The 21901-nt window shown below is 68.4% G+C and carries 21 protein-coding genes; all 21 read right to left on the bottom strand.

Going from position 1 to position 21901, the window contains the following annotated elements; genetic code table 11:
• Window positions 1-15 precede the first annotated feature (15 nt).
• The 21 genes from KO353_RS15715 to KO353_RS15615 all read right to left on the bottom strand — a co-directional run bounded on the left by KO353_RS15715 (window position 16) and on the right by KO353_RS15615 (window position 21899).
• On the bottom strand, window positions 16-693 hold the full coding sequence (locus KO353_RS15715) for an ABC transporter ATP-binding protein (protein ID WP_218285705.1): 678 nt from the start codon (window positions 691-693) through the stop codon (window positions 16-18).
• A complete protein-coding gene (locus KO353_RS15710) occupies window positions 686-1936 on the bottom strand; it encodes a lipoprotein-releasing ABC transporter permease subunit (RefSeq protein ID WP_218285704.1) in 1251 nt (416 codons plus the stop codon). Before KO353_RS15710 ends, KO353_RS15715 begins: the two co-directional genes overlap by 8 nt.
• Window positions 1937-1941: 5 nt before the next feature.
• Window positions 1942-3264, bottom strand: a complete 1323-nt coding sequence (proS, locus tag KO353_RS15705) for a proline--tRNA ligase (protein ID WP_218285703.1) — start codon at window positions 3262-3264, stop codon at window positions 1942-1944.
• Between the two features lie 73 nt (window positions 3265-3337).
• Window positions 3338-3739 (bottom strand): hypothetical protein, encoded by a 402-nt coding sequence (locus tag KO353_RS15700; protein ID WP_218285702.1) that lies wholly within the window; start codon window positions 3737-3739, stop codon window positions 3338-3340.
• Between the two features lie 321 nt (window positions 3740-4060).
• A complete protein-coding gene (locus tag KO353_RS15695) occupies window positions 4061-4309 on the bottom strand; it encodes a DUF1467 family protein (RefSeq protein WP_218285701.1) in 249 nt (82 codons plus the stop codon).
• A 5-nt stretch (window positions 4310-4314) separates the two neighbouring features.
• Entirely contained in the window at window positions 4315-5964 is a 1650-nt protein-coding gene (locus KO353_RS15690; protein ID WP_218285700.1) for a ribonuclease J, read from the bottom strand.
• Window positions 5964-6740: a type III pantothenate kinase gene (locus KO353_RS15685; RefSeq protein WP_218285699.1), complete on the bottom strand. Its 777-nt coding sequence runs from the start codon at window positions 6738-6740 to the stop codon at window positions 5964-5966. The genes KO353_RS15690 and KO353_RS15685 overlap by 1 nt, the downstream gene beginning before the upstream one ends.
• A 5-nt stretch (window positions 6741-6745) precedes the next feature.
• Window positions 6746-7483 carry a biotin--[acetyl-CoA-carboxylase] ligase gene (locus KO353_RS15680; protein ID WP_218285698.1) on the bottom strand — a complete coding sequence of 246 codons (738 nt, stop codon included), beginning with the start codon at window positions 7481-7483 and terminating at the stop codon, window positions 6746-6748.
• A complete protein-coding gene (nuoN, locus tag KO353_RS15675) occupies window positions 7480-8907 on the bottom strand; it encodes an NADH-quinone oxidoreductase subunit NuoN (protein ID WP_456236935.1) in 1428 nt (475 codons plus the stop codon). Before nuoN ends, KO353_RS15680 begins: the two co-directional genes overlap by 4 nt.
• An 11-nt stretch (window positions 8908-8918) precedes the next feature.
• Window positions 8919-10433: an NADH-quinone oxidoreductase subunit M gene (locus KO353_RS15670; protein WP_218285696.1), complete on the bottom strand. Its 1515-nt coding sequence runs from the start codon at window positions 10431-10433 to the stop codon at window positions 8919-8921.
• Window positions 10434-10446: 13 nt separating this feature from the next.
• Entirely contained in the window at window positions 10447-12378 is a 1932-nt protein-coding gene (gene nuoL / locus KO353_RS15665; protein ID WP_456236917.1) for an NADH-quinone oxidoreductase subunit L, read from the bottom strand.
• A 7-nt stretch (window positions 12379-12385) separates the two neighbouring features.
• Window positions 12386-12697 carry an NADH-quinone oxidoreductase subunit NuoK gene (nuoK, locus tag KO353_RS15660; protein ID WP_218285695.1) on the bottom strand — a complete coding sequence of 104 codons (312 nt, stop codon included), beginning with the start codon at window positions 12695-12697 and terminating at the stop codon, window positions 12386-12388.
• Window positions 12697-13410 (bottom strand): NADH-quinone oxidoreductase subunit J, encoded by a 714-nt coding sequence (locus tag KO353_RS15655; RefSeq protein WP_218285694.1) that lies wholly within the window; start codon window positions 13408-13410, stop codon window positions 12697-12699. Before KO353_RS15655 ends, nuoK begins: the two co-directional genes overlap by 1 nt.
• 10 nt (window positions 13411-13420) lie before the next feature.
• The gene (gene nuoI, locus KO353_RS15650) at window positions 13421-13909 is read right to left on the bottom strand and encodes an NADH-quinone oxidoreductase subunit NuoI (protein ID WP_218285693.1); all 489 of its coding nucleotides are present in this window, start codon (window positions 13907-13909) and stop codon (window positions 13421-13423) included.
• Window positions 13910-13985: 76 nt separating this feature from the next.
• Window positions 13986-15002: an NADH-quinone oxidoreductase subunit NuoH gene (nuoH, locus tag KO353_RS15645; protein WP_218285692.1), complete on the bottom strand. Its 1017-nt coding sequence runs from the start codon at window positions 15000-15002 to the stop codon at window positions 13986-13988.
• 6 nt (window positions 15003-15008) lie between these two features.
• Window positions 15009-17084: an NADH-quinone oxidoreductase subunit NuoG gene (nuoG, locus tag KO353_RS15640; protein WP_218285691.1), complete on the bottom strand. Its 2076-nt coding sequence runs from the start codon at window positions 17082-17084 to the stop codon at window positions 15009-15011.
• A gap of 421 nt (window positions 17085-17505) precedes the next feature.
• The gene (gene nuoF, locus KO353_RS15635; RefSeq protein WP_218285690.1) at window positions 17506-18813 is read right to left on the bottom strand and encodes an NADH-quinone oxidoreductase subunit NuoF; all 1308 of its coding nucleotides are present in this window, start codon (window positions 18811-18813) and stop codon (window positions 17506-17508) included.
• A 4-nt stretch (window positions 18814-18817) separates the two neighbouring features.
• A complete protein-coding gene (gene nuoE, locus KO353_RS15630) occupies window positions 18818-19504 on the bottom strand; it encodes an NADH-quinone oxidoreductase subunit NuoE (protein WP_218285689.1) in 687 nt (228 codons plus the stop codon).
• Entirely contained in the window at window positions 19501-20706 is a 1206-nt protein-coding gene (locus KO353_RS15625; protein ID WP_218285688.1) for an NADH-quinone oxidoreductase subunit D, read from the bottom strand. Before KO353_RS15625 ends, nuoE begins: the two co-directional genes overlap by 4 nt.
• A 5-nt stretch (window positions 20707-20711) precedes the next feature.
• The gene (locus tag KO353_RS15620; RefSeq protein ID WP_456236916.1) at window positions 20712-21326 is read right to left on the bottom strand and encodes an NADH-quinone oxidoreductase subunit C; all 615 of its coding nucleotides are present in this window, start codon (window positions 21324-21326) and stop codon (window positions 20712-20714) included.
• Window positions 21327-21338: 12 nt separating this feature from the next.
• On the bottom strand, window positions 21339-21899 hold the full coding sequence (locus KO353_RS15615) for a NuoB/complex I 20 kDa subunit family protein (protein ID WP_218285687.1): 561 nt from the start codon (window positions 21897-21899) through the stop codon (window positions 21339-21341).
• Window positions 21900-21901 lie beyond the last annotated feature (2 nt).

Raw genomic sequence — 21901 nt, 5'->3', positions numbered from 1 at the left:
TCAGGGCCGCCCGCGTCAGGCCGGCATGATCCGCCCCTCGCGCAGCGTCACCGTCCGGTCCATCCGGTCGGCAAGCTCGGGGTTGTGGGTGGCGACCAGGGCGGCGGCGCCATGGCCGCGCACGAGAGCAAGAAGCTCGCCGAACACCACTTCGGCGGTCGCCGCGTCGAGATTGCCGGTCGGCTCGTCGGCGAGCAGAACCAATGGCTCGTTGGCCAGAGCGCGCGCGATCGCAACACGCTGCTGCTCGCCCCCCGACAGCCGCGACGGGCGGTGGGAGAGACGCCGGCCGAGGCCGAGCTGCTCGAGCAGGGCACGTGCCCGTGCCTCCGCGACGCGTCGTGCCGTGCCGAGGATCATCTGCGGCATGACCACGTTCTCGAGCGCCGAGAACTCGGGCAACAGGTGGTGGAACTGGTAGACGAAGCCGATCCTCCGCCCGCGCGCCTCGGTGCGCTCCCGTTCCGTCATCGCCGAGGCCGCGCGGCCCGCGACCGTCACCTCGCCGGCGTCCGGACGCTCGAGCAGGCCCGCGATATGCAGAAGCGTCGACTTGCCTGCGCCGGAAGGGGCGACGAGGGCGACGATCTCTCCGGCCGCAAGGCGGAGATCGGCGCCGCGCAGAACCTCGAGCACGCCGTCGCCGGTGCGGAACCGGCGCGCCACACCCGCGAGCACGAGCGGCTCACTCACGGCGCAACGCCTCCACGGGGTCGAGCCGGGCGGCGCGGAAGGAAGGATAGAGGGTCGCGAGCAGGGAGAGGCCAAGCCCCATCGCCGCGACCTGCACCACCTCCCAAGGGTCTACCACCGACGGCAGGCGGGAGAGGAAGTAGATCTCCGCCTGGAACAATTCCTGCCCTGTCAGACCCTGAAGCCACTGGCGTATGCTCTCGAGATTGGCGGCAAAGAGGAGACCGAGTGCGACACCGACGCTCGTGCCGAGCACGCCGATCGAGGCACCGCACATGAGGAAGATGCGCATCACCGCCCCGCGCGTCGCTCCCATGGTGCGCAGGATGGCGATGTCGCGCCCCTTGTCCTTCACGAGCATCACGAGCGAGGACACGATGTTGAAGGCGGCGACGATGATGATCAGCGTGAGGATCAGGAACATCACGTTGCGCTCGACCTCGACGGCGGCGAAAAAGGCGCTGTTCGATTGCTGCCAGTCGAGGATGCGGATCGGCGGGTCGGTGATGGCAGAGCGGATCGCGCGGCTCACCTCGCGCACGCGGTCAGGGTCGGCGACGAAGACCTCGATCTGGGTCGCGGTGTCCCCCGTGCCGAAATACGCCTGCGCCGCGGCAAGCGGCAGGAACACATACGAATTGTCGTACTCGTACATGCCGACCTCGAACAGGCCGACGATCCGATAGGAGGCGATCCGCGGCACGGTGCCGAACACCGTCACCTGCCCCTGCGGCGAGACGAGCGAGATCCTGTCGCCGACCCTCAAGCCCAGGCGGTTGGCGAGGCGGGAGCCGACGAGGATCGTATCGGCTGCGCCGAACTCGGCGAGGGAGCCTGCGATGATGTTGGAGGCGATCAGCGTGCGCGCGCGCAGCTCCCCGGGCGCGATGCCGCGTGCGAGCACGCCCGCGGCACCGCCGCGCTCGCCCGTGCCGAGCACTTGGCCCTCGACGATCGGGGTGGCCGAACGCACGCCCGGGAGCGAGCGGATGCGTTCCGCCAACGACTCATAGTCGGGAAGCGTCTGGCCGAAGCCGTAGACGCCGAGATGGCCGTTTAGGCCAAGGATCCGCCCGAGGAGCTCGGCGCGGAATCCGTTCATCACGCTCATCACGATGATCAGCGTCGCGACCCCGAGCGCGATGCCTGCGAGCGAGAACCCCGCCGTCACCGAGACGAAGCCCTCGGCCTTCCGCGCGCGCAGGTAGCGGAACGCGACCAGCCGCTCGAACGGGCCGAACATGGCGTTCAGCCGAGCAGGCGTTCGAGGATCGCCGCCTTGTCGAGCTCGTGCCGCTCGCCGGTCTTGCGGCGCTTGAGCTCCGCCCTGCCCTCCTTCGCGCCGCGCGGGCCGACAAGCACCTGCCAGGGCAGGCCGATCAGATCGGCGTCGGCGAACTTCACGCCGGCGCGCTCGTCGCGGTCGTCCATCAGCACCTCGGTGCCGGCCGCGCGCAGCGCCGCATAGAGTTCGCCGGCGAGCGCGTCGGCCGCCGGATCGCCAGGCTTGAGATTGAGCAAAGCCACGCGGAAAGGTGCGACCGACTCCGGCCAGATGATGCCTGCCTCGTCGTGGCTTGCTTCGATGATGGCCCCGACGAGGCGGGAGACGCCAATGCCGTAGCTTCCCATTTCCGGGTGGACGGGCTTGCCGTCGGAGCCCTGCACCGTCACGTTCATCGCATCGGGACCGGAATATTTCGTTCCGAAGTAGAAGATGTGCCCGACCTCGATGCCGCGCGCTTCGACACGGCTCGCCTCAGGCAGCGCGGCGAAGGCGGCCGGGTCATGCTTCTCGTCGGTGGCGGCGTAGAGCGAGGTCCAGCTGTCGACCAAGGGCTGCAGATCCCCTTCATAGTCGACGGCCTCGGCGAGGATGTCGCGCGCGACGAGGTCGGCATGCACGAACACGCGGCTTTCGCCCGTCTCGGCGAGGATGACGAACTCGTGGCTAAGGTCGCCGCCGATCGGGCCGGTGTCGGCGCGCATCGGGATCGCCTTGAGCCCGAGCCGGGCGAAGGTGCGCAGATAGGCGGCGAACATCCGGTTGTAGCTGCGTCTCGCGCCGGCGGCGTCGAGGTCGAAGCTGTAGGCGTCCTTCATCAGGAACTCGCGGCCGCGCATGACGCCGAAGCGCGGCCGAACCTCGTCACGGAACTTCCACTGGATATGGTAGAGCAGTATCGGCAGGTCACGGTAGCTCTTGACGCAGGCGCGGAAGATGTCGGTGACCATCTCCTCGTTCGTCGGCCCGTAAAGAAGCTCGCGGTCGTGCCGGTCGGTGAACCTGAGCATCTCCTTGCCGTAGTCGTCGTAGCGGCCGCTCTCCTTCCACAGCTCCGCAGGCTGGATGGTCGGCATCAGGATCTCGTGGAAGCCGGCGGCATCCTGCTCCTCGCGCACGATCCGCGCGATGTTGGTCAAGACGCGATGGCCGAGCGGCAGCCAGGAGTAGATCCCAGCCGCCTGCTGGCGGATCAGGCCCGCGCGCAGCATCAATCGGTGCGAGACGATCTGCGCCTCGGCCGGGTTCTCCTTCAGCGTGGGCAGGAAATAGCGGGACAGGCGCATGCGCTGGTCTCACCCCTCTCTCGGCGGCGGCGCACAATAGGGGCCGGGATCGTCGGGCGGAAGAGCGCGGCGGTCAGCGACGCCGCGCCGCCGCGCAGGCGGCCGCAAGCGCTGCCTGGTCCTCGGGCCCGACCGGCCGGCCGTTCAGAAGGAGGCGCGTTCCGTCGAAGGTGAGGATGCCGAGCGGCAGATCGACGTCGAGCGAGGGCGGCAGGCCGTAGCGACGCTGCAGATCGACGCCGAGCACGACCACCGGCGCGGCCGGGACCACCGGTCGGGCCGGCGAGAGATCGGCCGGGGCGACACGACGACCAGCGGCTCCCATCCCGGGCTGGTAGGTGACGGAGGGGTCGGGCCGGTGCTGCGTGACCGCCCGGCAATCCTCGGGCGAGAGGCGCGCCTGAGCCGCGGCTGGCACCGTGACAAACTGGAGGACGATCGCGGACACGATCAGCGCCGCGGCATGACGCAGCACGCAATTTTCTGTCGGGTTTGCTGCAGTGCAGCGCATAATCATGACAAAAACGTATGGACGATCGGTTAGCGCTCGGCTAACAAAAAGGGCCGCGCTCGCCCCAGGCGGCACGGCCCAAGTTTAGGGAGGAAACGCCAGTCACACGGCAGGAAGAGGACAGCCCTCTTCCTGCCTGTGATCATGCTGGCCTGTGCCCCCACGAACAAGCAGAATCGCCGCCGTTTTCAGCAGAATCTTTGGCTTCTGAGCGCGTTCTGCCGAAGCCTTGGGCGATCTGATGAAACGTTGGGCGAAATTCCGCCTGCTTTCCAGGCAGCGCCCTCAGCCGGCCTCCATCGCACGAAAACTCAGCCACTCTGACTCGATCACGGCCCAGACCCCGAGCCAGATCACGGCCGCGACAAGGCTCGTCACCACCACCTTGCGCAAGAGGAGCGGCCGCTCCGGCGCGCCACGGAAATGCTCGGGGCGATCGGGATCGACCACCGGCCGCGTCCAGAACGGAAGCACGGCGAACAGCGCGAGCCACCAGATCAGGATGTAGACAATGAGGCCGGTAAACCAGGTCATCCCCGTCAGACCCTGAGAACATGCACAGAGACGAGCGGCCGCTTCGCCGGGGCGGCACGACGCACGGCGCTGCGAAGGGCAGCGACCGCCGCCTCGCGCACGGCCTCGTCGTCGCGCAGGCTCGCGGGCGGAAGGCCGTGCAACGCGGCGTCGAGCTCCTGCACGAGCAGGCGGGGAGCCGCCTCGCCTTCGGCGAACAGTCCAGGTGCGGTGACCACCGGCGCGCCGACGATCCGGCCGAGCCGGTCGAGCGCAAGCGAGGCGACGACCGCGCCGCTCTCGAGCATCCGACGCCGCTCGGCGAGCACCGTTCCATCGACCGGGATCAGACGCTGGCCGTCGATCGCAAGCCGCCCGGCGGGAACGCTGCCGACGATCTCGGGCTCGCCCGGGCCGAGGCGCAGCATGTCGCCGTCCTCGATCAGCCATGGCGTGGCGCCCATCTCGCGGGCGAGTTCGGCGTGCTCGCTCATGTGCCGCCACTCGCCGTGCACCGGCACGGCATGCCGCGGCTTGATGAGCCGATACAGACGGCGGAGCTCGTCCCGCGCCGGATGGCCGGAGACATGCACCATGTGGTCGGCCTCCGTCATCACCCGCACCCCGCGGCGGGCGAGCGCATCCTGAACCATCAGGATCGCCCGTTCGTTCCCCGGAATGACACGGGAGGAGAAGATCACGGTGTCCCCTTCCCCGAGCGCGACATTCGGGTGCGTGTCGGCGGCGATGCGCGCGAGCGCGCTCCTCGGTTCGCCCTGGCTGCCGGCGCAGATGAACAGGATCGCGTCGTCAGGCAGGTAGCCCGCCTCTTCCTCCTCGACGAAGGCGGGAATGCCGGAGAGATAGCCGACCTCGCGGGCGGCAGCCGCCATGGTGCGGAGGCTTCGGCCGACGAGAGCGACACTCCGCCCCGCCGCCTTCGCCGCGAGCGCGATGCTCTCGATCCGCGCGATATTGGAGGAGAAGCAGGTGACGGCGACGCGCCCCTTCAGGCCGCGAACCAGCGCAGAAAGCGCGCGTCGCACGTCGGCCTCTGAGCCGGAATGCCCCTCGACCATCGCGTTGGTGCTGTCACACACCATCACATCCACGCCCTCGGCACCGAACGCGGCGAGGGCCGCCTCGTCGGTGCGCGGGCCGATCAGCGGGTCGGGGTCGAGCTTCCAGTCGCCCGTGTGCAGCACGCGGGCATGGCGCGTGGTAATCGCGAGCGCCTGCGCCTCGGGGGTCGAGTGCGCCATGGCGATGAGCCGAAGCGCGAAGGGCCCAAGGGTGAGCGACCCTCCGGGCGGCACCTCATGGATTGGCACCTGGCCGGCGAGGCCCCGTTCGGCGAGCTTGCGGCGAAGCACGGCGGCGGCGAAAGGGGTTGCGTGCACCGCGCAGCGGAGCTCGGGCCACAGCCAGGCGACGGCGCCGAGATGATCCTCGTGCGCGTGGGTCAACACGAGCCCCACGAGCCGCTCGCGACGCGCGGCGATGAAGCCCGGGTCCGGCACCATCACGTCGAGGTCGGGCCGCGCGCTCTCGGCGAAACCGAGGCCGCAATCGACCGCGAGCCACTGCCCGTCGCAGCCGTAGAGGTTGAGGTTCATCCCGATCTCGCCGGTGCCGCCGAGCGGCAGGAAGACGAGACCCGGAGGAGCGTCGGCCATCATCTCTCGGGAGGGTTGCGGCGGGCGAGCAGAACGAGGCCGTCGAGCGTCAGGTCGGGGTCGAGATGTCCGATCGCCGCCGTCGCGTCGGCGAAAAGCGGCGCGAGCCCGCCTGTGGCGATCACCTTGATCGGTTCGCCAAGCTCGGCCTCGATCCGTTTCGCAAGCCCCTCGATCAAGCCAACATACCCCCAATAGATGCCCGCCTGCATCGCCGGAACTGTCGATCGCCCGATCACCGCCTGCGGCCGCGCGACCGCGACCCGCGGCAACTGCGCCGCCGCCCTATGCAGCGCCTCGAGCGACAGGTTGATGCCGGGCGCGATCACCCCGCCGAGATAGGCGCCGCTGCGGTCGACCACATCGAAGGTGGTGGCGGTGCCGAAATCCACCACGGTGAGCGGACCGCGATAGCGCGTATGCGCGGCGAGCGCATTGACGAGCCGGTCGGCCCCGACCTCGTTCGGGTTGTCGACGAGCACCGGGAACCCCCAGTCGAGGCCTGAGGCGCGCGCGACCAGAGGCTCCTGGCCGAACCAGTCACGGCAGAGATGCCGAAGGTGATACAGTGCGGCCGGCACCACACAGGCGATCGCGGCGCGCGTGATGTCGCCGCGGCCGATGCCGGCCCAGGCCATCAGCTGGGTGAGCCAGACGGCATACTCCTCCGCCGTGCGGCTCGCCTGAGTGGCGAGTCGCCAGCGGCCCCGCCATGCCTCCCCGTCCCACACGGCGAACACGACGTTGGTGTTGCCGGCATCGATCGCGAGCAGCATGCGGCTCAGGCCTCCGCGAACACCTCGCCGGCCAAGATCCGGCGCACGCCCTCTCGGGTTGCAAGCAGGAGCGCTCCGTCGCGGTCAAGGCCGGCGTAGCGCCCGCAGAGATCCCCGCGGGCGCTCTTGACCGACATCGGCGTGCCCTTGGCAAGCGCGCGCTCAGACCATGCCTCGATGAGCCACGCCATGCCTGACCCCGCGAAGGCCTCAAGCGCGCGAGCGAACGCTGCGACCAAGTGGTCGGCGACCGTCCCCGGATCGGCCTGGCCGCCCAGCGCGGCGATCGACGTCGCTGGCCGCCCGACTTCCGGCGCGCCGGCGAGATTCGCGCCGATGCCGGCAACGAGCCAGGGCTCGCCTAGAGCGGTCGTTCCGGCCTCGACCAGGATACCGCCGAGTTTCGCCTCGCCGACCATGAGGTCGTTCGGCCATTTGAGGCGAAGCGCGTGCGGCTTCGGAACGAGCGGGGCGAGCGCGGCATGGGCAGCGAGGCCGGCGAGCAACGCCCCAGCGCCGCTGCGAAGCGCGGGCAGCGGCGGCAGAAGCACGGAGCAGGCGAGGTTTCCCGGAAGCGAGACCCAGGGCCTCCCGGCGCGACCCCTTCCTTCCGTCTGGCGTGAAGCAAGGACGACGAGGCCAGGGGGCTCGCCGGCCTCGGCCGCGGCGATCGCACGGTCGTTCGTGCTTGGCAACGTGTCGTGCCGCTCGATCCGAAAGGCGACGGAGCAGGCGAGGCTCATCCGCCGACGAGGGAGCGTGCTGCAGCGGCCGCCGCGCCGAGCAGCGGCCCCGGCAGGACGGCGAACAGGGCCGTTGCGGCGCCGGTGGCGGCAACGACCAGGGAGAGAGCGAGCGGCCGAGGGTCGACCGCGCCCTCGGACGCGTCGAAATACATCACCTTGACGATCCTCAGATAGTAGAAGGCCGAGACGACGGAGGCGAGCACGCCGATGACGGCAAGCGGCCAAAGCCCGGCGTTCACCGCCGCGACGAACACGTAGAGCTTGCCGAAGAACCCGGCGAGCGGCGGAATTCCCGCCATCGAGAACATGAACACGGCCATCGCGAGCGCCAAGAGCGGCGCCGACCGCGCGAGCCCGGCAAAGTCCTCGACCCGTTCCCGCGCCACCCCGTCGCGACGCAGCGCCACGATGCAGCCGAAGGCGCCGAGATTCATCACGACATAGATCGCCGTGTAGACGAGCACGCCGCGGATGCCGGCCTCATCTCCGGCCGCGAGGCCGATCAGCGCATAGCCGACATGGCCGATCGAGGAATAGGCCATCAGACGCTTGATGTTGCTCTGCGCGATCGCCGCGAAAGCGCCGACCAGCATCGACGCGATCGAGATCAGGACGATGATCTGCTGCCACTGTGCGAGCGCCGGCGCGAACGGCCCCGTCATCACCCGGAGAAACAGGGCGATCGCCGCCGCCTTGGGCGCGACTGAGAACAAGGCCGTCACCGGCGTGGGCGCCCCCTCGTAGACATCCGGCGTCCACATGTGGAACGGAACGGCCGAGACCTTGAAGGCGAGGCCCGCGGCGATGAAAGAGAGGCCGACGATGAGCCCCATCGACGGCGGCCCCGCCTGGAGCGCCTCGGCAATCCCGTCGAAGCGCGTCGTCCCCGCATAGCCGTAAGCGAGCGACGCGCCGTAGAGCAGGAGCCCGGAGGCGAGTGCGCCAAGCGTGAAATACTTGAGCCCCGCCTCGGTGGAGCGAAGGTCGTCGCGCGCGAAGGCGGCCGTGACGTAGAGCGAGAGCGAGGCGAGCTCGAGCCCGACATAGAGGCTCATCAGGTCGTTCGCGCTCACCATCATCATCATGCCGAGCGCGGCGAACAGAACGAGCACGGGATACTCGAAGCGCGCGAGCCCCTCGCGCCGGTGCCAGTCGAGCGCGAGAAAGAGAGATAGCCCAGCCGCGGCCAGAACAAGCACTTTGGCGAAGACGGCGAAGGCATCGACCACGAAGAGGCCCGAGAACCCCGTCGCGCGCCCGCCCTCCCCCGCAAGGACGAGCACTGCTGTGACCAGGAGCGCCGCGAGCGAGAGCATCGCGCTCGTGCTCCAAGCGTTGCGGCGCAGGAACACCCCAATCATCAGGATCGCCATCGCGCACAACGCGAGTACGATCTCCGGCAGCGCGATCGTCCAGTTCAGAGCCGCCATGGTCAGAGCCCCGCCATCTGGCGTGTGGCCGCGATCGCCGCCGCGTGCTGCGCGATCAGCTGCGCCACCGACTGGTCGAAGAAGGCGGTGAAGGAGGTCGGGAAGACGCCCATCCAGAGCGTGAGCACGGCAAGCGGCGCGAACACCGCGGCCTCGCGCGGTGACAGGTCAGCCAAGCCCTTGAGGGTGTCCTTCGTCAGCGTGCCGAACAACACACGCCGGTAGAGATAGAGCATATAGGCGGCGCCGAGCACCATGCCGGAGGCCGCAAGAAGGGCGAGCAGCTTCGAGACCTGCCAGGCGCCGACGATCGCGAGGAACTCGCCGACGAAGCCCGAGGTGCCGGGAAGCCCGACCGAGGCCATGGTAAACAGCATGAACAGGATCGCGTAGCGCGGCATCACCGAGGACAGGCCGCCATAGGCGGCGATCTCCCGCGTATGCACACGGTCATAGATCACGCCGACGCAAAGGAACAGAGCGGCCGAGACCACGCCGTGCGAGAGCATCTGGAAGATCGCCCCCTCCATGCCCTGCTGGTTCAGCGTGAACAGCCCGAGCGTCACAAGCCCCATATGCGCAACGGAGGAATAGGCGATCAGCTTCTTGATGTCGGTCTGCGCGAGCGCGACGAGAGAGGTGTAGACGACCGCGACCACCGAGAGCGCAAAGACGAGCGGGGCGAGCGTGACGGTCGCGTCGGGGAACATCGGGATCGAGAAGCGCAGGAACCCATAGCCCCCCATCTTCAGGAGCACGCCCGCGAGGATCACCGACCCTGCCGTCGGTGCCTCGACATGCGCGTCAGGCAACCAGGTGTGCAGCGGCCACATCGGCACCTTCACCGCGAAGGAGGCGAAGAAGGCGAGGAACAGCCACATCTGCGCAGCCGGCGCGATCCGGTGCTGCAGAAGTGCGGGGATGTCGGTCGTGCCCGCATCGAGATAGATCCAGATCAGCGCGAGCAGCATCAGAACCGAACCGAGCAGCGTGTAGAGGAAGAATTTGAACGCCGCGTAGGTTCGCCGCGCCCCGCCCCAAACCCCGATGATCAGGAACATCGGGATCAGCACGCCCTCGAAGAACACGTAAAAGATGACGATGTCGAGCGCGCAGAACATGCCGACCATCATCGTCTCGAGCACGAGAAAGGCGATCATGTACTCGCGCACCCGCGTCTCGACCGACTGCCAGGAGGCGACGACGCAGAGCGGGGTCAGAAGCGTCGAGAGCAGGACGAACAGCACCGACAGCCCATCAACCCCCATGTGGTAGCCGATGCCGAGACCCTCGAGCCACGGCGCGCGCTCGACGAACTGGAAGGCGGCGCTGTCGGTGTCGAAGCGGAACCAAAGGATCAGCGACAGAGCAAAGACGATCGCCGAGGTCCAGAGAGCGGTCCAGCGCGCGTTCTGCGCCACCGTGCGCTCGTCTCCCTGCACGGTCGCGATGATCGCCGCACCGAGCAGCGGCAGGAAGGTGATGAGGCTCAAGAGCGGGAAGCCGGCGGCGTTCATTCCAAGCGCCTTGTCATAGCCGCCCGGTCGCGACCAGCGTCACGATCACGACGATGCCGATCAGCATCGCGAAGGCGTAGTGATAGACAAGCCCGGTCTGCAGCCGGACGATCCGGAGTGCCGCCGCATGCGCGGTGGCGGCAACGCCGTCAGGGCCGAAACGATCGATCACGCCGAGATCGCCGCCCTTCCACAACGCGTCGCCGAGCGCCATCGCGGGGCGCACGAACAGCCGGTCATAGAGCTCGTCGAAGTACCACTTGTTGAGAAGGAAGCGGTAAAGGCCCTGGAACCGCGCGGCGAGACGCCCCGGCAGCTCGGGCCGGATCATGTAGAGGAGATAGGCGAGCGCGATCCCCGACCCCCCCATGAGGACGGGCGCGAGCTTCACCCACAGCGGCGCGTGATGGGCGTTCTCGATCGCGTCGTTGCCGGGCGCGACGACGATCGCCCCGCGCCAGAACTCCTGCCAGTTGTGCCCGACGAACGGCTCGTAGAACACCATCCCCGCGAACATCGCGCCGATCGCGAGCACCACGAGGGGCGCGAGCATGACGAGCGGGCTCTCGTGCACGTGCTCCATCACGTGCTCCTCGGCCCTCGGCTCGCCATGGAACGTCAGGATCAGGAGCCGCCAAGAGTAGAAGGCGGTAAGGAACGCAGCGGCGAGGCCAGAGACGAAGGCGAAGGCGCCGACGGCAGACTGCGCCCCCCACGCCGCCTCCAGAACCATGTCCTTCGAGTAGAACCCGGCGAAGAACGGCACGCCCGCAAGCGCGAGATTGCCGATCCACATCATCGCATAGGTGGCGGGAACCTTCCGCCAGATGCCGCCCATGCGGCGGATGTCCTGCTCGTCGCTCATCGCGTGGATCACGCTGCCGGCGCCAAGGAACAGGAGCGCTTTGAAGAAGGCGTGCGTGAAGAGGTGGAAGATCGCCGCCGGATAGGCGGAGACGCCGGCGGCGAAGAACATGTAGCCGAGCTGGCTGCACGTCGAGTAAGCGATGATGCGCTTGATGTCGTTCTGCACGCAGCCGATGGTCGCGGCGAACAGGGCGGTCGAGGCGCCGATCACGGTGACGATGCCGAGCGCCACCGGCGCCATCTCGAACAGCGGCGACATGCGGGTGACCAGGAACACACCGGCCGTGACCATCGTCGCGGCGTGGATGAGCGCCGACACGGGGGTCGGGCCCTCCATGGCGTCGGGCAGCCAGGTGTGCAGGAAGAGCTGCGCCGACTTCCCCATCGCGCCGATGAACAGAAGCACCGCGCACAGCTCGACGGCGCGAACCTCTCCGCCGAACAGGCGCACCATCGTCGCCTCGTGCGCACCAAGCGCCGCGAAGATCGCATCAAACGCGATGCTGTCGGTCAGCACGAACACGCCGGCGATGCCGAGCGCGAAGCCTACATCGCCCACGCGGTTGACGATGAAGGCCTTCATCGCCGCCCGGTTCGCGCTCTCGCGCTCGTACCAGTAGCCGATCAGGAGGTAAGAGCAGAGCCCCACCCCTTCCCAGCCGAAGAACAGCTGCAGGAGGTTGTCGGCCGTCACCAGCATCAGCATCGCGAAGGTGAACAGCGAGAGATACGCCATGAACCGCGGCACCGTGCGGTCATGGCTCATGTAGCCGACGGAGTAGACGTGAATCAGGGTCGAGATGAGCGTCACCATCCCGACCATGACGGCCGACAGCGTGTCGTAGCGCAGCGCCCAGTTCGCCTCGAAACTGCCGCTGTCCACCCAGGCCGCGAGCGTGACGGTGCGGGCGTTGCCGGCATAGGCGACGTCGAAGAACAGCATCAGCCCGCAGGCGGCGGCCAACGCCATCGTTCCGCAGGTGACGAGCGCCGCGCCACGGTCGCCCAAGGCCCGGCCGAAGAACCCCGCGACGATCGCACCGACGAGCGGCAGGAAGACGGCGCCCGTTTCGATCAAGGCACGCTTACCCCTTCATCATGCTGATGTCGTCGACCTCGATCGAGCCGCGATTGCGGAAGTAGACGACGACGATGGCAAGCCCGATCGCTGCCTCGGCCGCGGCGACGGTGAGGATGAACATCACGAAGATCTGACCCGCGAGGTCGCCGAGGTGCGCGCTGAAGGCGACGAGGTTGATGTTGACGGCAAGCAGCATCAGCTCGATCGACATCAGGATGACGATCACGTTCTTCCGGTTTAGGAAGATGCCGAAGATGCCCAGCGCAAACAGGATCGCGGCGACCGCGAGATAGTGCCCGACACCGACGGCGAGCATCAGCTGTGCCGTCCGCCGTGACCGGATGACGGCCCCCGTTCCTGGCCGCCAGCCGGCTCGGGCTCCCTGCCCGCTTCCTCGTCGCTCCCTGCCGGCGGCGGCGGAACCACCATCCCCTGCCCCGGCGAAAGACGCACGAGAGCGAGCGTCTGGCGCGGCGAACGGTCGAGCTGACGCGCAATGATCTGCCGACGCGTGCCCGGGCGGTCGCGCAGCGTGAGCACGATCGCGCCGATCATCGCGACGAGGAGAACGAGGCCCGCGGCCTGAAAGAGGTAGACGTAGTCGGTGTAGAGAACGCGGCCGATCGCTTCCGTGTTCGTCACGTCGGCCGGCACAGGCGCGGCGAGCAGGCGCGGCGCCGCCGGAGAGACCGACCACGCAAGACCGACGATCAGGAGCTCGGCGAGCAGCACGGCGCCGATCGCGCCGCCGACCGGAAGGTAGCGCACGACCCCCTCGCGCATGCGCGCGAAGTCGATGTCCAGCATCATCACGACGAACAGGAACAGCACCGCGACCGCGCCGACATAGACGATCACAAGGATCATCGCGAGGAACTCGGCGCCGGCGAGCAGGAACAGCCCCGCCGCATTGAAGAAGGCGAGGATCAGGAACAGAACCGCGTGCACCGGGTTGCGCGCGAACACGACCATCGCGGACGCCGCGACCAGAACGGCCGAGAAGGCGTAGAAGGCGAGCGTCGCGATCACGACCGGGCCGTCACCGATAGGGCGCGTCGGCGGCAAGCCGGGCGGCGATCTCCGCCTCCCAGCGCTCGCCATTCGCAAGCAGACGCTCCTTGGTGTAGATCAGCTCCTCGCGCGTCTCGGTGGCGAACTCGAAGTTCGGCCCCTCGACGATCGCATCCACCGGGCAGGCCTCCTCGCAGAGGCCGCAGTAGATGCACTTCGTCATGTCGATGTCGTAGCGTGTGGTGCGGCGCGAGCCGTCCTCGCGAGGCTCGGCCTCGATGGTGATGGCCTGAGCGGGGCAGACCGCCTCGCACAGCTTGCAGGCGATGCAGCGTTCCTCCCCGTTGGGGTAACGCCGGAGCGCGTGCTCGCCCTTGAAGCGCGGGCTGATCGGCCCCTTCTCGTAGGGGTAGTTGATGGTCACCTTGGGCTTGAAGAAGTAGCGCAGCGTCAGCGCCATGCCCGACACGAGCTCGGACAGGAGCAGGCTGCGCAGCGTGCGGTCGATCATGCCCATCTGACGCTCCCTGCGCTCACGCGCCGGTTCCTAGACCCGCGCGCGCTGCGCCGCAACCGCCGCTCGCGCGCGCCGCTCATGCTCTGCCCGGGAGCCAGCCGAAGGCCATCAGCACCCCCGCCGTGAGCACGACCCAGAAGAGCGACAGCGGCAGGAACACCTTCCAGCCGAGCCGCATCAGCTGGTCGTAGCGGTAGCGCGGGAAGGTCGCACGCACCCAAAGGAACACGAACAGGCAGAGGGAGATCTTCAGCGCGAACCAGACGGGCCCGGGGACCCAGGTGAACGGCGCCGCCGCGACCGGCGGAAGCCAGCCGCCGAGGAACAGGATGGTCGTCATCCCGCTCATCAGGATCATGTTCGCGTACTCGCCGAGGAAGAACAGCGCGAAGCTCATCGAGCTGTATTCGACGAAGAACCCGGCGACGATCTCGCTCTCCCCTTCCGGAAGGTCGAACGGCGCGCGGTTCGTTTCCGCGAGCGCCGAGATTAAGAACACGATGAACATCGGAAACAGAGGGATCGCGAACCACAGCCCCTCCTGGGCGCGGACCACCTCGGAGAGGTTCAGCGAGCCCGCGCAGAGCAGGACGGTGATGATCACGAAGCCGATCGAGACCTCGTAGCTCACCATCTGCGCCGCCGACCGAAGCGCGCCGAGGAAGGCGTATTTCGAGTTCGACGCCCAGCCGGCGATGATGATCCCGTACACACCGAGCGAGGAGATCGCGAATAAATAGAGGATTCCGACATTGATGTCGGCGAGCACGAGCCCGTCCCCGAACGGGATCACCGCCCACGCGATCAGCGCGAGCGCGAAGGTGAGCATCGGCGCCATCAGGAACAGGAGCCGGTTCGCCCCGGTGGGGATCACCGTCTCCTTCATCATCAGCTTGATCGCATCGGCGAAGGGCTGGAACAGCCCGAAAGGGCCGACGACGTTCGGCCCCTTCCGCAGCTGCATCGCCGCAAGAACCTTGCGCTCGGCATAGGTGAGATAGGCGACGCCGACCAGCACCGGCACCATGATCAGGAGGATCGCGCCGACCGTGAACACGAGCGTGCCGAACGGGGTTGAGAAGAAGGACTGCATGCGCCGCTACTCCGCCGCCACGCGCTCCGCCCCCGCCCCGGCGCGGGACGCGACGGAGGCAGCGCAGGCGGCCATGGTGGGAGAGGCGCGGCCGATCGGATCGGTTCGGTAGAAATCGGTAACCGGCGAAACGAAGGGTGCCGTCCCCAGAGCGTGCGGGTCACCCGACGGGCCGGTGAGGTCAGGGCAGCCCTGCCCGAGTGGCGCGTCGAGCCTGCCCTTGCCGAGTTCGGCAACTCGCGCCTGAACGCCGGCCAGATCGTCATAGGGAAGCGGGCAGCCCAGCGCGGCCGAGGCGGCACGCAGGATCGCCCAGTCCTCGCGCGCCTCGCCTGGCGGGAACACGGCGCGATACCCCCTCTGCACGCGACCCTCCGTGTTCACCCAGGTGCCTTCCTTCTCGACATAGGCGGCACCGGGGAGGATCACGTCGGCCCGTTTCGCTCCTCGATCGCCATGGTGCCCCTGGTACACCACAAACGCAGAGCCAAGCCGCTCCATCGGGAGCTCGTCGGCTCCGAGCAGCCACACGACGTCGATCTCTCCCGCCTCGGCGGCGCTCAGGATCCCGTCGCGGTCGAGCCCGCTCTTGCGCGGCAGAAAGCCGATGTCGAGCGCGCCGACGCGTGCCGCCGCCATGTGCAGCATGTTGAACCCGTGCCAGTCGGGCTGCAGGGCGCCGATGTCGCGCGCGATCGTCCAGGCGGCGGCGAGCACGGCCGCACCGTCGGGACGGGCGAGCGCGCCCTGGCCGATGATCACCATCGGCCGCTTCGCCTCGCGCAGCACCTTCGCGAAGGGGCTCGAGCCGTCGAGCAGCGCGGCGAGCGCTCCCGGCCCCTCGCCGAGATGCTGATAGCCATAGGTGAGCTCCGCCGGCTCGCCGATGAGGCCGATCGGGAACCCGCCCGCGAGCCAGCGCTTGCGCAGCCGCGCGTTCAGCACGGCCGCCTCGCGGCGCGGGTTCGACCCGATGATCAGCGCCGCATCGGCCCGCTCGATGCCCGCGATCGTGCTGTTGAACAGGTAGAAGTCGCGACGCGTAGCGTCGATCCGCGCCCCGTCCTGACGGCAGTCGAGATTGCCCGACCCGAGCGCGTCCATCAGGTCGGCCAAGGCCGCGAGGCTCTCGAGCTCGACGAGATCACCGGCGAGCGCGGCGATGCGCTCACCCGGAAGCCCTTTCGCGCGCGCGGCGATCGCCGCGAAGGCCTCCTCCCAGCGTGCGGCGCGAAGCCGGCCCCCCTCGCGCACCCAAGGCCGATCGAGCCTGCGCCGCGTCAGGCCATCGTTGCTGAAACGGGCCTTATCGCTGATCCACTCCTCGTTCACCTCCTCGTTCAGCCGCGGCAGGATCCGCAGCACCTGCGGCCCGCGGCTGTCGATGCGGATGTTCGAGCCGACGGCATCGGTGACATCGATCCCGTCGGTGCGGGTGAGCTCCCACGGGCGCGCGACGAAGGCATAGGGCTTGGAGGTGAGCGCGCCGACCGGGCAGAGATCGATCATGTTGCCCGAGAGCTCCGAGGTCAGCGTGCGCTCGATGTAGGTGCCGATCTCCATCTGCTCGCCGCGCCCGGTGGCGCCGAGCTCCGGCACGCCAGCGATTTCGGTTGCGAAGCGGACGCAGCGCGTGCAGTGGATGCAGCGCGTCATCACCGTCTTGATCAGAGGCCCGAGCTCCTTGTCCTTCACCGCGCGCTTGGGCTCGTTGTAGCGCGAGCGGTCGAAGCCGTAGGCCATCGCCTGGTCCTGCAGGTCGCACTCGCCCCCCTGGTCGCAGATCGGGCAGTCGAGCGGGTGGTTGATCAGCAGGAACTCCATCACGCCCCGGCGCGCGGCGCGCACCATCGGCGTGTCGGTGTGGATCACCATGTTGTCGGCGACCGGGTAGGCGCAGGAGGCGATCGGCTTCGGCGCCTTTTCAAGCTCGACGAGGCACATGCGGCAATTGCCCGCGATCGAGAGCCGCTCGTGGTAGCAGAAGCGCGGGATCTCCTTGCCTGCGACCTCGCAGGCCTGAAGCACCGTGATGCCCGGCGGCACCTCGACCTCGATCCCGTCGATCGTCAGCTTGGGCATCGGTCCACCTCGACGTCACTACCCCAACAGGGCGGCGTTGGGTGCGGAGCGCGCGCCTCTGTGGCGTGGCACCTCCGCACCCCTCCGCACCGTCGGCCTCCGTGCGAAACCGCCAAGGCTCCGCGTTCGCGCGCTGCCTGCGCTCATCTGCGCGTGACCAGCACGACGAGGCCGATGAAGATCGCAATGAACACGGCGACGGTCAGCCAATGAAGAAGCGACAACTCTCCCATGAGCGCCTCCCGTTCGCGCGGACGCTGCCGCGGCAGGGACGAGGCCCAGGCTGCTTGGGCCTCGGCGCAGGACGCGCAGGCACCGCGGACGCGGCGCGCGTCGCCACCCCGCCGCTCGACCGAGACGGACGCAGACCACGTGGCCGCGCGCGCGTCCAATGTGTCTCCGGCCGGCTGATCGCATCCCCCTACTCCGCCGCCATCGGCATCGAGGCCGCGCGCAGCCCCGCCTTGTAGGCAGCGATCCGCTCCTCCATCAGCGGGCGGAAGTGGCGTATCAGCCCCTGGATCGGCCAAGCGGCGGCGTCACCGAGGGCGCAGATCGTGTGGCCCTCGACCTGCCGCGTCACCTGTTCGAGCACGTCGATCTCCTCCGGCTCGGCGCGGCCTTGGACCATCCGTTCCATCACCCGCCACATCCAGCCCGTTCCCTCGCGGCAGGGCGTGCACTGGCCGCAGCTCTCGTGCTTGTAGAAGCGCGAGAGGCGCGCGATCGCGGCGATCACGTCGGTCGAGCGGTCCATCACGATCACGCCGGCCGTGCCAAGGCCAGAACGCACCTCGCGCAAGGAGTCGAAATCCATCAGCACCGTGTCGCAGATGTGCTTCGGCAGAAGCGGCACCGAGGAGCCGCCGGGGATGACGGCGAGCAGGTTGTCCCAGCCGCCGCGCACCCCGCCCGCATGGCGCTCGATCAGTTCCTTGAGCGGGATGCCGAGCTCCTCCTCGACGTTGCAGGGGCGGTTCACGTGGCCGGAGATGCAGAAGATCTTCGTGCCCGTGTTCTTCGGCCGGCCGAGGGAGGCGAACCAGGAAGCGCCGCGACGCAGGATGGTCGGCACCACAGCGATGCTCTCGACGTTGTTGACCGTGGTCGGGCAGCCATAGAGGCCGACGGCTGCAGGAAAGGGGGGCTTCAGCCGCGGCATGCCCTTCTTACCCTCGAGGCTCTCGAGCAGGGCCGTCTCCTCGCCGCAGATATAGGCGCCCGCCCCGCGCGTGACGTAGAGGTCGAAGTCGAAGCCAGAGCCGCAGGCGTTCTTCCCGATCAGCCCCGCTGCGTAGGCCTCGTCGATCGCCGCCTGGAGCCGCTTGTATTCCGCGTGGAACTCGCCGCGGATGTAGATGTAGCCCACATGCGCGCCGATGCCGACACCGGCGAGCAGGCAGCCCTCGATCAGCTTGTGCGGCTCATGTCGGAGGATGTCGCGGTCCTTGCAGGTGCCGGGCTCGCTCTCGTCGGCGTTGACCACGAGGTAGGACGGACGGCCGTCGGGCGAGGATTTCGGCATGAACGACCATTTGAGGCCGGTGGGGAAGCCCGCGCCGCCGCGACCGCGCAGGCCCGAGAGTTTCACCTCCTCGACGATCCAATCCCTGCCCTTGGCGATCAGGGCCTTCGTTCCGTCCCACTCGCCGCGCGCGCGGGCGCCGGCAAGCCGCCAGTCCTCAAGCCCGTAGAGGTTGGTGAAGATCCGGTCGCGATCGGAGAGCATCCCCTCAGCCTCCTTCCGCTGGTTCCGGCGCCGCCCCCTCGGGCCGGTAAGGCAAGGGAGGCGGAACGTCCAGAAGCGTGGTGCGCACTCCTTCGGGCGCTGAGCCCTGCCGGCCGATCGCCGACCCGGGCGGCGGAACCTCGCCGCGGCGGAGCGCCTCGAGGATCCGTTCTGTTGCCGGACCATCCAGGTCCTCGTAGTAGTGGTCGCCGACCCACAGGATCGGCGCGTTCACGCAGGCGCCGAGGCACTCCACCTCCTCGACCGAGAACATCCCGTCCGCGCTGACGGTCCCGTCTGGCACGCCGCCTGCGGCGCGCCGGCAGGCGGCGAGCACGGCGTCCGACCCGCGCAGCCAGCAGGGCGTGGTGGTGCAGACCTGAAGGTGATACCGCCCGACGGGCCGCGTCTTGAACATCGAGTAGAAGGAGGCGACCTCGTAGACGCGGATCGGCGGCATGCCGAGGACGGCGGCGACATGGTCCATCGCCGCGCGCGGAAGCCAGCGCGCGCCGGTCTCCTCCTCCATCTGCCGCATCGCGAGATCAAGCAGCGCCTTCACGGCGGAGGCCTGCTTGCCGGGGGGGTACTTCGCGATCTGCTTCTCGGCGGCCTTGCGATAGGCCTCCGAGAAGGCGAAGGTCGCGGGGCCGCCGTGATAGGCCTGCGCGGGCGTGGAACGGTCGGTCACCGGTCGATCTCCCCGAACACGATGTCGAGGCTGCCGATGATCGCCACCGCATCGGCCAGCATATGGCCCTTGGCGAGATGGTCCATTGCCTGCAGGTGGGCGAAGCCCGGCGCGCGGATCTTGCAGCGGTAGGGCTTGTTCGTTCCGTCGGCGATCAGATAGACGCCGAACTCCCCTTTGGGTGCCTCGACCACCGTGTAGGTCGACCCCGCCGGGACGTGGAACCCCTCCGTGTAGAGCTTGAAGTGGTGGATCAGCGCCTCCATCGACCGCTTCATCTCCGCGCGTGAGGGCGGCGTGATCTTGTGGTCCTGGGTCTTGACCGGGCCGTCGGGCATGCGGGCGAGGCACTGGCGGATGATCTTCAGGCTTTCCCGCATCTCGGCGACGCGCACGAGGTAGCGGTCGTAGCAGTCGCCGTTGCGGCCGACGGGGATGTCGAACTCAAGCTCGCCATAGACGTCGTAGGGCTGGCTCTTGCGCAGGTCCCACGCCGCTCCGGAGGCGCGCAGGCAGGGGCCTGACCAGCCCCAGGCGAGCGCGTCCTTGAGCGACATGATGCCGATATCGACCGTCCGCTGCTTCCAGATCCGGTTCTCGGTGAGCAGGGTCTCGAGATCGTCGATGAACTTCGGGAAGGCCTCGGCCCACTCGGCGATCCGGTCGGCAAGACCCGCCGGCATGTCCTTCGCGACACCGCCTGGGCGGAAGTAGTTCGCATGCAGCCGCGCGCCGGAAACGGCCTCGTGGAACTCCATCAGCTTCTCGCGCTCCTCGAAGCCCCAGAGCGCGGGCGTGATGGCCCCGACATCGATCGCGTAGGTGGTAACGTTGAGCAGGTGGTTGAGAATCCGGCTGATCTCGGCGAACAGGACGCGGATGTACCGGGCGCGCGGCGGCACCTCGATTCCCAGCAGCTTTTCGGTGGCAAGGGCGAAGGCATGCTCCTGCGCCATCGGCGAGACATAGTCGAGCCGGTCGAAATAGGGCACCGCCTGGATATAGGTCTTGTACTCGATCAGCTTCTCGGTGCCGCGGTGCAAAAGGCCGATATGCGGATCGGCACGTTCGACCACCTCGCCGTCGAGCTCGAGCACGAGGCGAAGCACGCCGTGTGCTGCCGGATGCTGCGGCCCGAAATTCATCGTGTGGGTGCGCCGCTCTGGGGTGCCGGTTTGGGCGGCCGCCGTCGTCTCCGCCATCGCGCTCACCCCCTCCTTGCCTTCTCGTCGCCGGGAAGCGTGGTCATGCCTTCCCAGGGCGAAAGGAAATCGAAGTTGCGGAACTCCTGCGTCAGCTTCACCGGCTCGTAGACCACACGCTTCTGCTCCTCGTCGTAGCGGAGCTCGACATGGCCGGTCAGCGGGAAGTCCTTCCGCAGCGGGTGCCCCTCGAAGCCGTAGTCGGTGAGGATGCGCCGCAGATCGGGGTTGCCGGCGAAGGGAATGCCGAAGAGGTCCCACGCCTCGCGCTCGTACCAGCCGGCTGCCGGCCAGAGAGAGACGACCGACGGAACCGCCGCGCCCTCGGCCACAGGAACGATCACGCGCACGCGCCGGTTCGTCGCCGGGGCGAGCAGGTTGTAGACGACATCGAAGCGCTCGGCCCGCTCCGGCCAGTCCACCCCGCAGAGGTCCATCAGCTGGGTGAAACCGAACTGCGGGTCGTCGCGCAGCACCGCCATGAGGGAGGGCAGCGTGTCGGCGCGTGCGACGATCTCGAGTTCGCCGAGCGCGACGCGATGTGCCCGCACCGCCTGCGGCACCGCCTCCGCCACCGCCGCGCCGAGAGCGGCGAGCGCCTGGGTGATGGTCTCAGTCACGCGTCCGATCTCTCAGCGGCGCAGCACCGTTCCGGTGCGGCGTATCTTCTTCTGCAGCTGCATGATGCCGTAGACGAGCGCCTCGGCCGTCGGCGGGCAGCCGGGGACGTAGATGTCGACGGGAACGATCCGGTCGCAGCCGCGCACCACCGAGTAGGAATAGTGGTAGTAGCCGCCGCCATTGGCGCAGCTTCCCATCGAAATCACCCAGCGCGGCTCGGGCATCTGGTCGTACACCTTGCGCAGAGCGGGCGCCATTTTGTTGGTCAAGGTGCCGGCGACGATCATCACGTCCGATTGCCGTGGGCTCGCGCGCGGGATGATGCCGAACCGGTCGAGGTCGTAGCGGCTCATGTAGGCATGGATCATCTCGACGGCGCAGCAGGCGAGGCCGAAGGTCATCGGCCAGAGGCTGCCTGTGCGCGCCCACGTCACCAGCCGGTCGAGCTGGGCGACGACGAATCCCTTCTCGGCGATCTGCCCCGTGACGTCGCGCAGGAGTGCCTCCTGCTGGGGCCCCGGGCTGATCGCCTCGCGGTTCCAGGCGATGGTCACGTCGGTCTGGGCGGTCATCG

Origin of the sequence: Elioraea tepida (assembly GCF_019203965.1) — a bacterium.
Lineage (GTDB): Bacteria > Pseudomonadota > Alphaproteobacteria > Acetobacterales > Acetobacteraceae > Elioraea_A > Elioraea_A tepida.
Note: the sequence above shows the minus strand (reverse complement) of the source record. Positions and strands in the feature narration are given on the sequence as shown.

Coding starts and splice junctions, on each gene's coding strand:
- KO353_RS15710 (WP_218285704.1), bottom strand. CDS start 1,936: ATGTTCGGCCCGTTCGAGCGGCTGGTCGCGTTCCGCTACCTGCGCGCG.
- proS (WP_218285703.1), bottom strand. CDS start 3,264: ATGCGCCTGTCCCGCTATTTCCTGCCCACGCTGAAGGAGAACCCGGCC.
- KO353_RS15695 (WP_218285701.1), bottom strand. CDS start 4,309: ATGACCTGGTTTACCGGCCTCATTGTCTACATCCTGATCTGGTGGCTC.
- KO353_RS15690 (WP_218285700.1), bottom strand. CDS start 5,964: ATGGCCGACGCTCCTCCGGGTCTCGTCTTCCTGCCGCTCGGCGGCACC.
- KO353_RS15685 (WP_218285699.1), bottom strand. CDS start 6,740: ATGCTGCTCGCGATCGATGCCGGCAACACCAACGTCGTGTTCGCCGTG.
- KO353_RS15680 (WP_218285698.1), bottom strand. CDS start 7,483: ATGAGCCTCGCCTGCTCCGTCGCCTTTCGGATCGAGCGGCACGACACG.
- KO353_RS15670 (WP_218285696.1), bottom strand. CDS start 10,433: ATGAACGCCGCCGGCTTCCCGCTCTTGAGCCTCATCACCTTCCTGCCG.
- nuoK (WP_218285695.1), bottom strand. CDS start 12,697: ATGCTCGCCGTCGGTGTCGGGCACTATCTCGCGGTCGCCGCGATCCTG.
- nuoI (WP_218285693.1), bottom strand. CDS start 13,909: ATGGGCATGATCGACCGCACGCTGCGCAGCCTGCTCCTGTCCGAGCTC.
- nuoH (WP_218285692.1), bottom strand. CDS start 15,002: ATGCAGTCCTTCTTCTCAACCCCGTTCGGCACGCTCGTGTTCACGGTC.
- nuoG (WP_218285691.1), bottom strand. CDS start 17,084: ATGCCCAAGCTGACGATCGACGGGATCGAGGTCGAGGTGCCGCCGGGC.
- nuoF (WP_218285690.1), bottom strand. CDS start 18,813: ATGCTCTCCGATCGCGACCGGATCTTCACCAACCTCTACGGGCTTGAG.
- KO353_RS15625 (WP_218285688.1), bottom strand. CDS start 20,706: ATGGCGGAGACGACGGCGGCCGCCCAAACCGGCACCCCAGAGCGGCGC.
- KO353_RS15615 (WP_218285687.1), bottom strand. CDS start 21,899: ATGACCGCCCAGACCGACGTGACCATCGCCTGGAACCGCGAGGCGATC.